Annotated in this window: 9 protein-coding genes; 3 read left to right on the forward strand and 6 right to left on the reverse strand. The window is 70.6% G+C overall.

The genetic code is table 11. The annotated features are described in order from the left end of the window. Positions 1 to 245: 245 nt before the first annotated feature. Together VF665_RS03285 and odhB are read left to right on the forward strand one after the other, a co-directional pair. Positions 246 to 3,104: a 2-oxoglutarate dehydrogenase E1 component gene (locus VF665_RS03285; protein ID WP_331051976.1), complete on the forward strand. Its 2,859-nt coding sequence runs from the start codon at positions 246 to 248 to the stop codon at positions 3,102 to 3,104. 201 nt (positions 3,105 to 3,305) lie between these two features. Next, positions 3,306 to 4,571, forward strand: a complete 1,266-nt coding sequence (gene odhB, locus VF665_RS03290) for a 2-oxoglutarate dehydrogenase complex dihydrolipoyllysine-residue succinyltransferase (RefSeq protein ID WP_331051977.1) — start codon at positions 3,306 to 3,308, stop codon at positions 4,569 to 4,571. A gap of 805 nt (positions 4,572 to 5,376) precedes the next feature. Here odhB and VF665_RS03295 read toward each other — a convergent pair. The 3 genes from VF665_RS03295 to VF665_RS03305 form a co-directional block, all read right to left on the reverse strand. Then, positions 5,377 to 6,654, reverse strand: coding sequence for a DEAD/DEAH box helicase (locus VF665_RS03295; RefSeq protein WP_331051978.1), 1,278 nt, complete (start codon positions 6,652 to 6,654; stop codon positions 5,377 to 5,379). A gap of 256 nt (positions 6,655 to 6,910) precedes the next feature. Then, positions 6,911 to 8,071 carry a PPC domain-containing protein gene (locus tag VF665_RS03300; RefSeq protein WP_331051979.1) on the reverse strand — a complete coding sequence of 387 codons (1,161 nt, stop codon included), beginning with the start codon at positions 8,069 to 8,071 and terminating at the stop codon, positions 6,911 to 6,913. Positions 8,072 to 8,112: 41 nt separating this feature from the next. Beyond that, on the reverse strand, positions 8,113 to 9,270 hold the full coding sequence (locus VF665_RS03305) for a hypothetical protein (protein WP_331051980.1): 1,158 nt from the start codon (positions 9,268 to 9,270) through the stop codon (positions 8,113 to 8,115). A gap of 496 nt (positions 9,271 to 9,766) precedes the next feature. On the opposite strand from VF665_RS03305, the gene VF665_RS03310 reads away from it, so the two are divergent. Further along, complete coding sequence (locus VF665_RS03310) at positions 9,767 to 11,431, forward strand: hypothetical protein (protein WP_331051981.1); 1,665 nt, start codon at positions 9,767 to 9,769, stop codon at positions 11,429 to 11,431. Here the strand turns inward: VF665_RS03310 and VF665_RS03315 are convergent, their stop codons facing one another. The 3 genes from VF665_RS03315 to VF665_RS03325 form a co-directional block, all read right to left on the reverse strand. Then, the gene (locus VF665_RS03315) at positions 11,432 to 11,869 is read right to left on the reverse strand and encodes a hypothetical protein (RefSeq protein ID WP_331051982.1); all 438 of its coding nucleotides are present in this window, start codon (positions 11,867 to 11,869) and stop codon (positions 11,432 to 11,434) included. Between the two features lie 34 nt (positions 11,870 to 11,903). Continuing rightward, positions 11,904 to 13,289, reverse strand: coding sequence for an ABA4-like family protein (locus VF665_RS03320; RefSeq protein WP_331051983.1), 1,386 nt, complete (start codon positions 13,287 to 13,289; stop codon positions 11,904 to 11,906). 269 nt (positions 13,290 to 13,558) lie between these two features. Continuing rightward, positions 13,559 to 13,978, reverse strand: a 420-nt coding sequence (locus VF665_RS03325; RefSeq protein ID WP_331051984.1) for a 2-oxo acid dehydrogenase subunit E2, incomplete at its 5' end; no start/stop codon positions are given.

Here is a 13,978-nt window from a genome sequence, read left to right on the forward strand (position 1 = left end):
TGTTCGTGGGAGGGGGTGGCGAGCTTTAGCGAGCCGGGTGAGGGCCACCGCCCGCCGCCGCATCGATCTCCGCCATCCACACCGCAGCCGGCGGCGGCGGGGAAAGCACGGGACCCTCCCGGACCCGCCGCGCGAGGTAGCGAGAGGCGCGGCCGGTGCGTAAGTTATTGCGGCTCGCCCCGCGCCGGACCGGCGGCGGGGCCTTGAGGCGCGCGGCAGCGGCGCGCCACCACGAGGGTAGTGTCATGGCACAGCTTCGCGAGTTCACCGGGCCCAACGCGGCCTACGTGCTCGACCTGTTCGAGCGTTTTCAGCGCGACCCCGCCTCCGTTGACCAGGGCTGGGCCGGCTTCTTTGCGTCCCTCACCCCCGCGGACCTGCAGGCGCTGGAGGGCACCGCCGCCCCCGCCGCGGGGACGGCCGCCACGCCCGCTTCGGTGCCGCAGGCGGACTTTGCCAAGGCGCTGGCCGCGCGCGAGCTGGCCCGCTCCATCCGCGGCCGCGGCCACACCGCCGCCCGCCTGAACCCGCTGGGCGGCGACCCGGACGTGGACCCCGTGCTGGACCCGGCGTGGCACGGCATCACCGAGGCGGACCTGGCCGCGCTCCCCGCCTCCGTGGTCGTGGGCCACCGCAGCGACGCGCCGAACGCCCTGTCCGAGATCCAGCGCCTGCGCGGCATCTACTCCGGCACGGTGGGATGGGAGTTTCTCCATCTCCCCAACCCCGAGGAGCGCGCCTGGCTTCGCGAAGCGGTGGAATCCGGCGAGTACGCCCGGCCGCTCCCCGCCGAGCGCCGCCGCGCCCTGCTGGACCGCGTGTCGCAGGTGGAAGGCTTTGAGCGGTTCCTGCACCGCGCCTTCTTCGGGCAGAAGCGGTTCAGCATCGAAGGGACGGACCTCATGGTCCCCATGCTGGACGAGGTGATCGGCGAGGCGGCGCGCGCCGGCGCGGACGACGTGCTCATCGGTATGGCGCACCGCGGCCGGCTGAACGTGCTGACCCACGTGCTGGGCAAGCCCTACGAGATGATGCTGGCCGGCTTCCAGAGCGCGGCCGCCGCGCCGTCGCTGGACGCCTACCAGAACAGCGACGAGCCGTCCGGTGACGTGAAGTACCACATGGGCTGGACCGACACCCGCGAGGTGAACGGCCGCCCGGTGCGCGTGCGCCTGTCCCCAAACCCCAGCCACCTGGAGTTCGTGAACCCGGTGGTGGTGGGAATGACCCGCTCCGCCCAGGACGACACCTCCGGCCCCGGTGCGCCCAAAGTGGACCCGCGGCGCGGGGTGGCGGTGCTCATCCACGGCGACGCGGCGTTCCCCGGGCAGGGCACGGTGCCGGAAACGTTCAACATGCAGTCGCTGCCCGGCTACTCCGTGGGCGGCACGCTGCACATCATCGCCAACAACCAGGTGGGCTTTACCACCGATCCGCAGCAGGGCCGCTCCACCCGCTACGCCAGCGACCTGGCCAAGGGCTTCGAGGTCCCCGTGGTCCACGTGAACGCGGACGACGCGGAGGCGTGCCTGGCCGTGGCGCGCCTCGCCTTTGCCTACCGCGCGCGCTGGGCCAAGGACATTGTCATCGACCTGGTGGGCTACCGCCGCTGGGGGCACAACGAGGGCGACGAGCCGCTCTTTACGCAACCGGTGATGTACGGCGTCATCAAGGACCACCCCACCGCCCGCGAAGCGTACGCCGCGCGGCTGGTGGACGAGGGGGTGATGACGCGCGAGGAGGCCGACGCGGCGTACCAGCGCGTGCTGGACACGCTGTCGAAGACGCTGGAAGGGCTGGGGGACGGCGCCGCGCATCCGCACGACGAGCCGTCCACCAACGGGCGCGGCGGCAGCGAGCGCACCGTCTCGCGCGAGGCGCTGCTGGAGCTGAACCAGGGGCTCACGGCGCGGCCGGAGGGCTTTACCCCCAACGCGCGCCTGGACAAGGTGCTGCAAAAGCGCGCCGAGGCGGGGAACGGCGAAGCGAACATCGACTGGGGGCACGCGGAGGCGCTGGCGTTCGCGTCGCTGCTGGCGGAGGGCACGCCCATCCGCATCACCGGCCAGGACGTGGAGCGCGGAACCTTCAGCCACCGCCACGCCGTGCTGCGCGACGCGGGCACCGGCGCGCGGATGAACGTCTTCCATCTCCTGCCACAGGCGAAGGCCTCGTTCGAGATCCACAACTCGCCGCTCTCGGAAATGGCGGTGATGGGCTTCGAGTACGGCTACAGCGTGGCGGATCCGGACACGCTGGTGCTGTGGGAGGCGCAGTTCGGCGACTTTGTGAACGGCGCGCAGGTGATGATTGACCAGTACCTGGCGTCGTCGCACCAGAAGTGGGACCAGCGCTCCGGCCTGGTGCTGCTGCTGCCGCACGGGTACGAGGGGCAGGGCCCGGAGCACAGCAGCGCGCGCCTGGAGCGGTTCCTTCAGCTCTGCGCGGAGAACAACCTGCGCGTGGCCAACTGCACCACCTCGGCGAACTACTACCACCTGCTGCGCCGCCAGGCCGCGCTGCTGCACGGCGACCCGCGCCCGCTGGTGGTGATGAGCCCCAAGAGCCTGCTGCGCCACCCCATGGCGCTGTCGTCCATCGACCAGCTCGCGAACGGCTCGTTCCAGCCCGTGATTCCCGATCCCACCGCGGCGGAGCGGGCGGAGGGCGTCACGCGGCTGGTGCTCTGCTCCGGCAAGGTGTACGTGGACCTGGTCGGCAGCACGGACGACCACCGCCGCGAGCGCGCGGCCGTGGAGGGCATCGAGCGCGTTGCCATCGGCCGCGTGGAGGAGCTGTATCCCTTCCCGGCCGACGAGATTGCGGCGCTGGTGGCCACGTATCCCTCGCTGCAGGAAGTGGTGTGGGTGCAGGAGGAGCCGCGCAACATGGGCGCGTGGAGCTTCATCGCGCCGCGCCTGGCCGCGGTGCTGGGCGAGATCCCGCTGCGGTACGAGGGCCGTCCGGAGCGCGCGAGCCCCGCGGAGGGCTACATGCACCGCCACCTGGCCGAGCAGAACCGCCTGGTGTTCGCCGCCCTGCGCGGCGCGCCGCCCGCGGTGGGCGGGCGCGCGGGGGCCAGGCTGATCGGGAAGAGAAAGTAGAAAAGGGCAGGGAATAGGGAATAGGGAATAGGGAATAGGGGAACTGATCAGGGGATTGGAGATCCGGGTGGGTTCCGCTGTCCCAGTCCGCCGAGCAGAAACGAAGACCGGGGCGCGAATCCCCTGCTGTTGCTGTTCCTATTCCCGATTCCCTATTCCCTATTCCCTGCAGTTCCATCACTACCTCCGGAGCACCTAAGCATGGCCGTTGAAATTCGCGTCCCGCCTCTGGGCGAGTCCGTCGTAGAGGCGACGGTGGGACGGTGGACCAAGAAGCAGGGTGACCAGGTCGCCAAGGACGAGGTCCTGGTGGAACTGGAGACGGACAAGATCACCGTGGAAGTCGCCGCGCAGTCGGCCGGCGTGCTGGGGCAGATCGTGAAGAACGAAGGCGACACCGTGGGCGTCAACGAGCTGCTGGGCTCGCTGGAAGCCGCCGGCGGCGCCTCGCCCGCCGACGCGGCCGGGCTTACGGCGTCGGTGAAGTACGAGGAGAAGCCGCAGAGCGACACGCCCGTTGCCTCCGCGCCCGCCGGTGAGGCGCAGACCTCGCCCGCCGGCCGCGCACTGGCGGTGGAGAAGGGGATCGACATCGCCACCGTGCCGGGCACCGGGCCCAACGGCCGCGTGACGCACCAGGACGTGCAGGCCGCGGTGACCGGCGGTGCGGCTCCGGCCGCCTCGCCCGCGGCTGCCCCGGCCGCGGCGGCTCCCGTGCCGGCGCCCGCATCCGCCGCGCCCAAGCCGGCTCCCGTGGCCGCGCAGGCCGGGCGCGAGGAGCGGCAGAAGATGTCGCGCCGGCGGCAGACCATCGCCCGGCGTCTGGTGGAGTCGCAGCAGACCACGGCCAGCCTCACCACCTTCAACGAGGTGGACCTCAAGGCGGTGATGGACCTGCGGAAGGCGCGGCAGGACGACTTCGTCAAGAAGAACGGCGTCAAGCTCGGCTTCATGTCGTTCTTCACCAAGGCCGTCATTGGCGCGCTGCGGCAGTTTCCGCGGCTGAACGCCGAGATCCAGGGCGACGAGATCGTCCTGAAGCACTACTACGACATCGGCATTGCCGTCGGCGCGGAGGAGGGGCTGGTGGTGCCCGTGGTGCGCGACGCGGACCGCATGAGCTTTGCGCAGATCGAAAAGGTGATCGGCGAGCTGGGCAAGCGCGCCAAGGACGGCAAGCTGACGTTGCAAGAGCTGCAGGGCGGCACTTTCACCATCACCAACGGCGGCACCTTTGGCTCGATGCTCAGCACCCCCATCCTGAACCCGCCGCAGGTGGGTATTCTGGGGATGCACAACATCGTGGAGCGCCCCATGGTGGTGAACGGCCAGATCGAGATCCGCCCCATCATGTACGTGGCGCTGACCTACGATCACCGCATCGTGGACGGCAGCGAGGCGGTGCGCTTCCTGGTCACCGTCAAGCGGATGCTGGAAGATCCGATGCAGATGCTGCTGGAGGGATGAACGGCAGTGCGTGAGTGCTGGGTGCGTGAGTGCTGAGTACGGCGCATGATGGATGATGAAGAGCCTGCTCCCGGTTGGGGCAGGCTCTTTTTCGTGGGGCGCAGGGCCGTGCGGCCGCGGGCTGTGGCCCTCACCCGTCCGCGCTGAGACGCGTCCACCCTCTCCCACGAACAGATGTGGGAGAGGGGGCACACCCCAACGGCGGTTTGGGGGCAGATCGGAGGGTTCGGCGCAGCGGAGCGTGGCCCCCATCCCCAGCCCTTCCCACAAATCCCTGGGGGAAGGGAGCACTGGTACACGCTCCAGAGTTTATTGCCCGAAACAACCCTCCCCCAGTCTGTTTTGGGGGAGGGTGGGTGAGTGATGCGAACCCGGGTGGGGGCCGCGGTGGTGCCCGCCATGGCAACCCTGCTTCTCCCCCGGTGCAGTTGAAGCCTCGATCGTGAACGCGACAGGGGCCGCGAGTCGGGGCTTACCGCTGTCAGAGCGGCGGATTCATCCGCTCAGGGAGGCCGGGGCTTCCGCCGAACTCCTCGCCCGCGCAGGAGCAGCCTCACAGCAGTATCGTGAGGCTTTCAGCCGTTGTTGCGGCGACTTCAGTCGCTCAGCCTTGCAGCCGCGCCAATCTGTGCTGCTTCACACACCAAAGCCGCTGCCCCGACAACCCTCCCCCAGTCTGTTTTGGGGAGGGTGGGCCGGTGGTGCCGGCCCGGGTGGGGGCCGCCGTGATCTCCGCCATCCACAGAAAAACGGGGCGGCTCTCGCGTGGAGAGCCGCCCCGTTCCGTCCATCGTCCACCCGTGCGTCAGGCCGCGGACACGCCCAGCAGCTTCTGCAGCTCCTCGGGGGAGAGGTCCTTGCCGGCGTTCTTGCCCATGCGCCGGCCGCGCGACGCGCGCTGCTCCTTCTGCGTGGGCTTGGTGTTCATGGTCACCGTGGTCTCGGCACCTTCGCCCTCGTCCACGAACACGCTGAACCCGGGCACGTTCACCCGCGGAATGCGCGCACCCACCAGGTGCTCCACCGCCGCCACGTCGCCGATCTCGCCGCCCGACATGAAGGTGATGGCCACCCCCGTCTCGCCCGCGCGCGCCGTGCGGCCCACCCGGTGCACGTAGCCTTCCGGATCCTTGGGCGCGTCGAAGTTGATGACGTGGCTGATGCCGTCCACGTCGATCCCGCGCTGCGCTACGTCCGTGGCGATCAGGATCTTGACCTCGCCCGCGCGGAACGCCTCCAGCGCGCGCACGCGCTGCGTCATGTTGCGGTCGCTGTGCATGGTTTCCACGCTCAGCCCCGCGCGCGTCAGCTGCCCGGCCAGGCGGTCCGCGCCGAACTTGGTGCGCGTGAACACCAGCGCCGACCGCACGTCCTCCTGCTTGAGGATGCGCAGCAGCAGCTCCGGCTTCTTGCTGGGCTCCACCGGATACACGAACTGCTCCACCCCCTCGGCGGTGGTCACCTTGGGCGCCGCCTCGACCGTGACGGCGTCGTTGAGCATCTCGTACGCCAGCGACTTTACGGAGTTGGGCATGGTGGCGCTGAAGAACAGCGTCTGCCGCCCCGTGCGCTTGCAGCGCCGCAGGATGTTGTCGATCTGCGGCTTGAACCCCATGTCGAGCATGCGGTCGGCCTCGTCCAGAATCAGGACCTCGATGTTGCTGAGGTCCACGTTGCCGCGCTCCAGGTGGTCGTTCAGGCGGCCCGGAGTGGCCACCAGGATCTCCACCCCGGCCCGCAGGTCGCGCAGGTCGCGGTCCAGCGGCACGCCGCCGTACACGATGCCCACGAACATCTCGGTGTTCACCGCGTACTGCCGCGCGTTGTCGGCCACCTGAATGGCCAGCTCGCGCGTGGGGCACAGCACCAGGCAGCGCAGCCCTTCCTTGCCCCGCAGCCGGGTAAGGGTGGGAAGCATGAACGCCGCCGTCTTGCCGGTGCCGGTGGGCGCCTTGCCCAGCACGTCGCGGCCTTCCAGGGCGGCGGGAATGGCCTGCTGCTGAATGGGCGTGGGCGTCTCGTAGCCCATCGCCCGTACGTTGCGCAGGAGCTCCGGCGCAAGGCTCAACTCGTCAAAACGCATGGTCTCTCTTGTGTCGTCCGCAGGTGGCCCGGGCTCGTCACTTCCGGGTCCGAATTGCAGGGTGGCCGCGGTTCGCCGCGGCCGCATCGTGAATGTCTTTCGTGCAGTAACCCTGTAAGATAATGGAAATCGGGCGTTTGCGCCACCTCGGCCCGCGGTGGGCGCATCGCGGGCTTGTCCCGCGATGCCCCGAACGCACGACCGCCCCCCGTCCGCGAGGGGACGGGGGGCGGTTTTCGTGGCCGGGCCGAAGGGATCAGCGGTCGCGCGAGCTGTCCACGCGCAGCGTGTAGTCGCCGGTCTGGCCGGACTGGTACGAGTTGGCGCGGATCACGTATTCGCCGTCCGCGGGAAGGGTGACTTCCAGCAGGGTGTCGGTGCCCTCGCCGCCGTCGTCCATCTTGGCGACTTCCTCGAACTCGCCGTTCACCATCCGCCCGATGACGACGTAGGTGTCGAACGCCTCGGACGACATGGTGATCTTGATCTGCTCGCCGGCGCGGCCGGCGTAGGTCCAGGAGTCGAAGAACGAATTGTCGGCCTCCAGCACCTCGTCGTCCTCATCCAGCGCGCCCGTGGCCGTCACCCCGGAGCGCAGCGCCTGCGCCGCGCGGGCCACCTGCGGCCGCTCTTCCATGGAGATGATGTACTCGCCCAGCGCGTCGCTGCCAAAGCCGGCGGCGTGGATCACGTAGTCGCCGTCCGTGGGGATCACGTAGCGCAGGCGCGAGTTGGTGCCTTCGCCCGCGCCGTCGTCGTCCGACGCCAGCGACTTGAAGGCGCCGTTCTCCATCCGCCCCAGGTCCACGTAGGTGTCGAAGCCCTCGGATTCCATCTTGACCGTCAGCCGCTGTCCGGCGCGGCCGCGGAAGGTGTAGGTGTCGTACGGGCGCTCCGTATCTTCCTCCACCTCGTCGGTGTCGGTGATGCTGCCGGTGACGCGCTGGCCCAGGGCCAGGGGCACCGTGCTGGCCACGCTGGCCGGGGCGGGGTTGAGCGCCACGGTGTAGCTCCCCGCGCCGTCCTCGGGGAGCGACTGCGCGATCAGCAGGTACGAGCCGCTTTCCGGGGCCACGAAGCGCACGCGCGAGTTGGTGTCTTCGCCGCCGTCGTCGTCGCTCTTTACCGTTTCCATCACCGGGCCGATCATGCGCGCCACGGTAAGAAAGGTGTCAAAGTCGCCGGACTCCATGGTGGCGATCAGGCGCTGCCCCTTGGTGGCGGTGAAGCGGTAGGCGCGAAAGGGGCCGTGCTCCAGCGCGCTGGGGTTGGCGCTGCTCAGCCGCCCGGTCAGGCGCTGCCCCACGGCAATGCGGCCGCCCTCGCCCGGGCCGGTGGAGACGCCGCCGGCCGGCGCGCACGCCGCCGCGGCACAAAGAACGGCCAGGGCCGCGGCCCCGCGCTTGATGGTGCTCATGTGTGTTCCTGGATGAAGGAAGGGGAGGTGCATGCGCACCCTCAGCGACGGGACTGCACGTTCAGCACGTACGTCCCGGTTTCACCGCCATTCAGCGTGTTGACGCGGATGGTGAAGGTCCCCGCGCTGGGAAGCGTCACTTCCAGCCGCGCGTCCGTGCCTTCGCCGGCGTCGTCGTTGCTCTCCATCTCCTCGAACTCGTCGCCCGTCCCCGTGCCGATGGCCAGGATGGCGTCGAAGTCGTCCGACGAGAGGTCGATGGTGAGCCGCTCGCCCGCGCGGCCCTGCCAGGTGTAGTCGCGGTAGTACGAGTCGTCGTCCAGCCGGGCGTCGCCGTCCGAAAGGGTGCCGCTCACCGTCCCCGGCCCGGCGAGTGCCTGCACCGTGGGTTCGCCGCCCTCGCGGCCCTGGCCGGAAAAGTCCACCTCTTCCGCGTCCTCCGGCTCGGCCACGTCGCCCTCGTCCACGCGGACGGTGTACGCGCCGGTGCCGCCGGCCTCGAACGCGAAGACCGCGATCTGGTACACGCCCGTTTCGGGGAAGGTGATGACGGCCTGCGAGTTGGTGCCGTCGCCGCGGTCGTCGTTGCCCTCCAGCTCCTCCCACGCCTCCTGCACCTGCCGGCCGATGGACACCTGCGTGTCGAACGCGTCCGACGCCACGCTGACGGTGACGGTGCGGCCCGCCGTGCCGCGCAGCGTGTAGCGGTCCTCGGGCCCGTTCACGTCGGTGAAGTCATCCTCGTCCAGCGTGCCGGAAAGCTGCTGGCCCACGGCGATGGGCGTGGTGGCGGGGCTGCGCCACTCGCGGGTGAACAGCTCATACTCGCCCTCTTCTCCGCCGCTCAGCGCGGCGGCGCGAATCAGGGCGCGGCCGTCGGCGTCCAGCGTTACGAGCAGGTACGAGTTGGTGCCGGAGCCGCTGTCGTCGTTGCTGTCCAGCACGGACCATTCGCCGCGCGCCGGGCCCACGTGCAGTTCGGTGTCGAAGTCGTCGGACTCCATGCGAACGACGACGTGCGCGCCCGGGCTGCCCTGCAGCAGGTACGCGTCGTAGTGCTGTTCATCGCCCATGGTGGGGTCGCCGGCCTCCAGGCGGCCCGATACGGTCTGGCCCACGCGCAGCGGGGACTGCGCGGCAAGCGGCGCGGCGGCCAGCGCGGCGCCCGCGAGCAGCAGAGAAACACTCGAACGGTACATGCGGAGCAACTTCCTCGGGATCGGAAAAGGGATGCGGGCGGCGCGGTGCAACCCGGGGCAGGGAGAGAGGCGCGGAAGCGGCGGGGAAACCTCGCGGGACAATCTACTCCGCGGGGCAGGGGGCGAAAGGCTCTTGATCAGCCGCCCCTTCTCCCTCCCGACGCTGCTACCTCTTTCCGTGTCAGCAAGTTCCCGCCCCGCGCGAACATACGCGAATGCGGCGCGCCGACGCGGAAACAATAGACGGCGCGCGGGCGCACCGGCATGGGCTTTCTGACCCATGTGCCGTGCGCTTGCATCGCCGGAAAGCGGCTCCCGCCGAAGCATGGGGCCATCGCGGAGCGGACCGACCACCGTGCCCCAGCCGGAGGATCGAGCGGCCCGCTGGTCATCCTTTCGGATGGATGTAGATTCCGCGGCGGAAAACCCGGCGCGTCCTGCGGTGTATCCCCGCAGGAACAAGCCTTGTCCCGCTGCTGGCGCGCACCTGGATTTGATGAGCGTTTCCGAAGTCCGTCCGTCCGGCCGGTGGTCACCCCGCCGGGTCGCCGGGTACCTGGCGTTCGCCGCCCTGCTCTGGGCGGTGGGGGCCGGCCTGGTTGCGCCCCTGCTGCTGCGCGTCCTGGGCGCGGGCTCGCCGCTCGCGCCCGTGCTGGCGGACTGGCGCGCGCACCTGCGCGACGGGCTGCTCATCCTGCTCGCCTTTTCCCTCACCGTTCCCGCCATCGCCGCGCTGTCCCCGGCGCGCATCGGGCGGTGGCTGCAGCCCACCACGGCGGAGGCGCTGGCCGCCATCCGCATCTGGATCGCGCTGATCCTGCTGGCCAGCGTGTGGTGGGAGGACCTGGCCAGCACCGGCGCGCTCCCCCGCCGCATGCTGCTGATGCACGGCCAGTGGTTGGTGGAGATGCTGCACGGCATCCCCGTCTTTGCCGCGTTCCTGGCCAGCGAGCCGGCGCTGCGCGTCTTTGAGCTCACGACCGCCGCGCTGCTGGTGGCGGCGATGGCGGGGCTGTTCACCCGGTTCACCGTGCCCGCCGCCGCGCTGTGGTACCTGCTGTTCGGCAGCATTCTGCGCAGCTACGCCTGGGGCTACCACACGGGCGTGATTCCGCTCTACGCGCTTCTGCTGCTCTCGTTTACGCCCTGCGGGGACGCGTGGTCGGTGGACCGCTGGCTGCGGGCGCGCCGCGGCCTCCCCGTGGAGCCCGCGCGGGAGCCGCGGCTGCGCTACGCCATTGGCCGCTACCTGGTGTGGATGGCCATTGCGCTCCCCTACACCCTGGCCGCGCTGAGCAAGATGCGGAAGGGCGGGTTCGGCTGGTGGTACGGCGAGCACATGGAGCACCGGCTGATGGCGGGGGTGCTGGAGCCCATGCACTTCGACTTCGAGGTGGTGTTCTGGATGATCCGCGGGCCGGTGTGGATCTTCGGGGTGCTGGGCTTCGTGGCGCTGATGGGCGAGCTGACCTTTGTGCTCGTGCTGGTGAGCCGCTGGGCGCGGTTGATCCTTCCCGTGGTGATGGCGGGGATGCACGTGGGCATTCTGCTGCTGCAGAACATTCTGTTCCCCGACCTGATCGCCATTCAGGCCGTGTTCTACGACTGGACCCCCGTGCGGGACCGCATCGCCGCCTGGGCCGGGCGGCTGCGCCCGCCGGCGATGGCGTCCTCGGGGCCGATGTTGGACGCGGGGCGGTCCGTGGTGACGCAGGCTCGGCTGGCGCAGGTGTTTCTGGCGGTCGCCATCCTGTGCTGGGCCACGCGCACGGAGCGCTTTCCCTTTACCGCCATGCAGATGTTCAGCGGCTCGCAGCGGCGGGAGCCGGTGGAGTACGTGCGTCCCATGGTGGTGTACGCGGACGGCACGCGCGAGCAGGCCCGGTTTGAGAACTCGATCGGCGCGGTGGCGGACTCGCGCTACCGCTGGCTGCTGCGCGCGTGGGACAAGGACACCACGCGCGTGCCCAAGCTGCGCGAGTTTCTGGACGTGGCCGCGGAGCGCGCGAACCGCAACGCGCCCCCGGGCAGGCGCATCCGCGAGTTCCAGATGGAGGTGCGCCGCTGGGACTACGCGCACCACCCCGCGGATCCGCAGCGCGGCCGCCTGCTCTACGTGCTGCGCCACGTGCCGCGCGACCGCCGCACGGCGGCCCGCTGATCAGGGCGCGGCCTGCGCGCTCAGCGTGTAGGCGCCCGTCCGCCGCGCTTCCAGCGAGTTGGCGCGGATCACCAGCGCGCCCCCCGCGGGAAGGGTGAGGACCAGCCGGCTGTCCGTGCCCCCCGCGCCGTCGTCGTCCCCCGCCGTCTGCCGCCACCCCGCGCCCGGCGCGGAGCCCACCGCCAGAAAGGTGTCGAACTCGCTGGAGCGCAGCGTGACCGTCATCCGCGTCCCCGGCGCGCCCCGAAGCTCGTACTCGTCGTAGTACGACCCGTCGTCCGCCTGGGGATCGGTGCGCTCCAGCGCGCCGCGGATTTCCTGCCCGGCGGCCAGCACCTGCGCGGGCGGCAGCATCTGCGGGGGCGGCGTGACGGAAAAGCCGCATCCGCCCAGCGTGCCCAGGACGGCGAGCGGTACGAGGTGGCGGATCAGGGTCATCGGTCGATGGGCGTCGTGCGTGACGGAACGCGGGTCAGGTGGCCCGGAGCACGGAGCGGGCCGGAGCCGGCGCGTCCGCGTGCAGCCACGCCCGCGCGGCGGCCGCCGCCACCCCCGCCCACGCCAGCAGGGCGCCCGCCGCGACCGCCATCGCCGGCGACGGCTCCAGGACGGCCCGCCCGGCGATAGTCTGCCACGCGATCCCCGCACACGCGGCCAGCCACGCCACGCCCGCCGCGTGCACCCACGTCCGCGCCCGCGCCGCATCCACCCCCGCCCACGTGAGCAGGATGGCGACCAGGGGCAGCGCCTGCAGCCCGTGGAAACCCAGGGCGTGCAGAGGCAGAATGCTCCCCGCGCCCGCCGCCGATCCGTTCGCGGCGCTCATCCACACCCCCGAGGCCAGCCCGGCGCCCAGCGTGGCCAGCGCCGCGTAGCGGAGGGCGATCAGCAGCGGCCCGTCCGCGCCGTCCGTGCGCCGCCGCACGATGCGCCACGCCATCACGCCGAACATCCCCATCAGCGCCAGCGCGGTCAGGAAGAAGACGCCGCCCAGAATCTGGTCCGTCACGCTCCCCGCGCGGGTAAAGCGCGGGTCCAGCCCCCGCGCGATCTGCACGGTCTCCATCCCGTACGCGTACAGGCCCAGCGCCACGTGCCCCGCGCGCCACGCCGCCAGCCCGCGCGGGCGGAACCGCGCCAGGGGAAGCACCATCACCAGCGTGAGCAGGTAGATGCCGATGGCGATGTCGAAGGTCATCGCCTTGCGCAGGTGCCCCTCCGGCGCCACGAACTCGCCGCCGCGGATGCCGACGGCGGCCGCACACCCCGCGCCCAGCACGATGCCCAGCACGCCGACGGCGGTCAGCGCGCGCTCACGGGCAAAGAGACCCATCACGCGCGCCGCAGCGACCCGCGCCGCGCTCCCCACGCCTTCCCGCGCGGAGAGGCGCCCCATCGCCGGCTCGGTTTCCGCCGGTTCCGCCCGCGCGGCGCGGCGGCTGCGGGCCAGTCCGCGCAGCGCCACGTACGACAGCAGCCCCAGCGGCCCGAACATCAGCGTCGCAAAGAGGATGATGGACTGCACCGGCAGCGGAAGCCAGCGCTCGCGCATGTTGTCGCGGTAGATCCAGAGCGCCACCGCCTGGTCAAAGGCGAGGATGTGAATCCACGCCACCAGCGCGATGTCGGGGTTGCCCAGCAGGCGAATGACACCCGGCGCATCGCCGAAGTCGCGTACCATGCCCGGTCCCAGCCGCATCAGCAGCGGAACGATGCCGGCCAGGTACAGCAGGGAGAGGAAGATGGGAAACACCGCCCGCTCCGCGATCCAGCGCGTAACGCGAAAGGTGGGCAGAAGCATCATCAGCAGCCACCCGGCCATCGCCCATCCGGCGACGGTGTACAGCGTCAGGTACATGGGGCACCTCGGGGGAGGAAAAGGCGGGACCTGCGCCGGCAAGCTACGCGCTCCACGGGCAGGCGACCAGAACGTGTAACGGGCAAAGGCTCCGCCGGGTTTCGGCGGAGCCTTTTGTGATCGCGTCCGGCGCTCAGCGGAGGCGGATCGTCTTCCCCTCGCGCGCCGGTCCCGCCGGGCGCGCGACGCTCCCGGCGCACACCCGAAACGGAAACGCGGGGGCGGCCCCATCGGCCGCCCCCGCGTTCTCCCGCGTTCCGGAATGACGATCAGGCGATCATCATCATCGGGTCTTCCAGGTACTGCTTGAGCGTCTGCAGGAAGGCCGCGCCGGTCGCGCCGTCGATCACGCGGTGATCGCAGCTCAGCGTCATGCGCATGCGCTGGCGGATGGCCATGTTCCCCTCGTCGTCCACCACCACCTTGGGGCCAATGGCGCCCACGGCCAGGATGGCGGCTTCCGGCGGGTTGATGATGGCGGTGAACTCCTCGATGCCGAACATCCCCAGGTTGCTGATGCTGAACGTGCTGCCCGTGAACTCCTCGGGCTTCAGCTTCTTTTCCCGGGCGCGGCCGGCGAGTTCCTTGACCTCCGCCGAGATCTCGCTGACGCCCTTGCGGTCCGCGTCGCGGATCACGGGGGTGATGAGCCCTTCCTCGATGGCGACGGCCACGCCGATGTGCACCTG

The sequence above is a fragment of the Longimicrobium sp. genome (genome assembly GCF_036387355.1).
GTDB lineage: Bacteria > Gemmatimonadota > Gemmatimonadetes > Longimicrobiales > Longimicrobiaceae > Longimicrobium.

Excerpts from the sequence above, each read along its gene's own strand:
- VF665_RS03320 (WP_331051983.1), bottom strand. The coding sequence starts at position 13,289 with ATGTACCTGACGCTGTACACCGTCGCCGGATGGGCGATGGCCGGGTGG.
- odhB (WP_331051977.1), top strand. The coding sequence starts at position 3,306 with ATGGCCGTTGAAATTCGCGTCCCGCCTCTGGGCGAGTCCGTCGTAGAG.
- VF665_RS03315 (WP_331051982.1), bottom strand. The coding sequence starts at position 11,869 with ATGACCCTGATCCGCCACCTCGTACCGCTCGCCGTCCTGGGCACGCTG.
- VF665_RS03300 (WP_331051979.1), bottom strand. The coding sequence starts at position 8,071 with ATGAGCACCATCAAGCGCGGGGCCGCGGCCCTGGCCGTTCTTTGTGCC.
- VF665_RS03310 (WP_331051981.1), top strand. The coding sequence starts at position 9,767 with ATGAGCGTTTCCGAAGTCCGTCCGTCCGGCCGGTGGTCACCCCGCCGG.
- VF665_RS03285 (WP_331051976.1), top strand. The coding sequence starts at position 246 with ATGGCACAGCTTCGCGAGTTCACCGGGCCCAACGCGGCCTACGTGCTC.
- VF665_RS03295 (WP_331051978.1), bottom strand. The coding sequence starts at position 6,654 with ATGCGTTTTGACGAGTTGAGCCTTGCGCCGGAGCTCCTGCGCAACGTA.
- VF665_RS03305 (WP_331051980.1), bottom strand. The coding sequence starts at position 9,270 with ATGTACCGTTCGAGTGTTTCTCTGCTGCTCGCGGGCGCCGCGCTGGCC.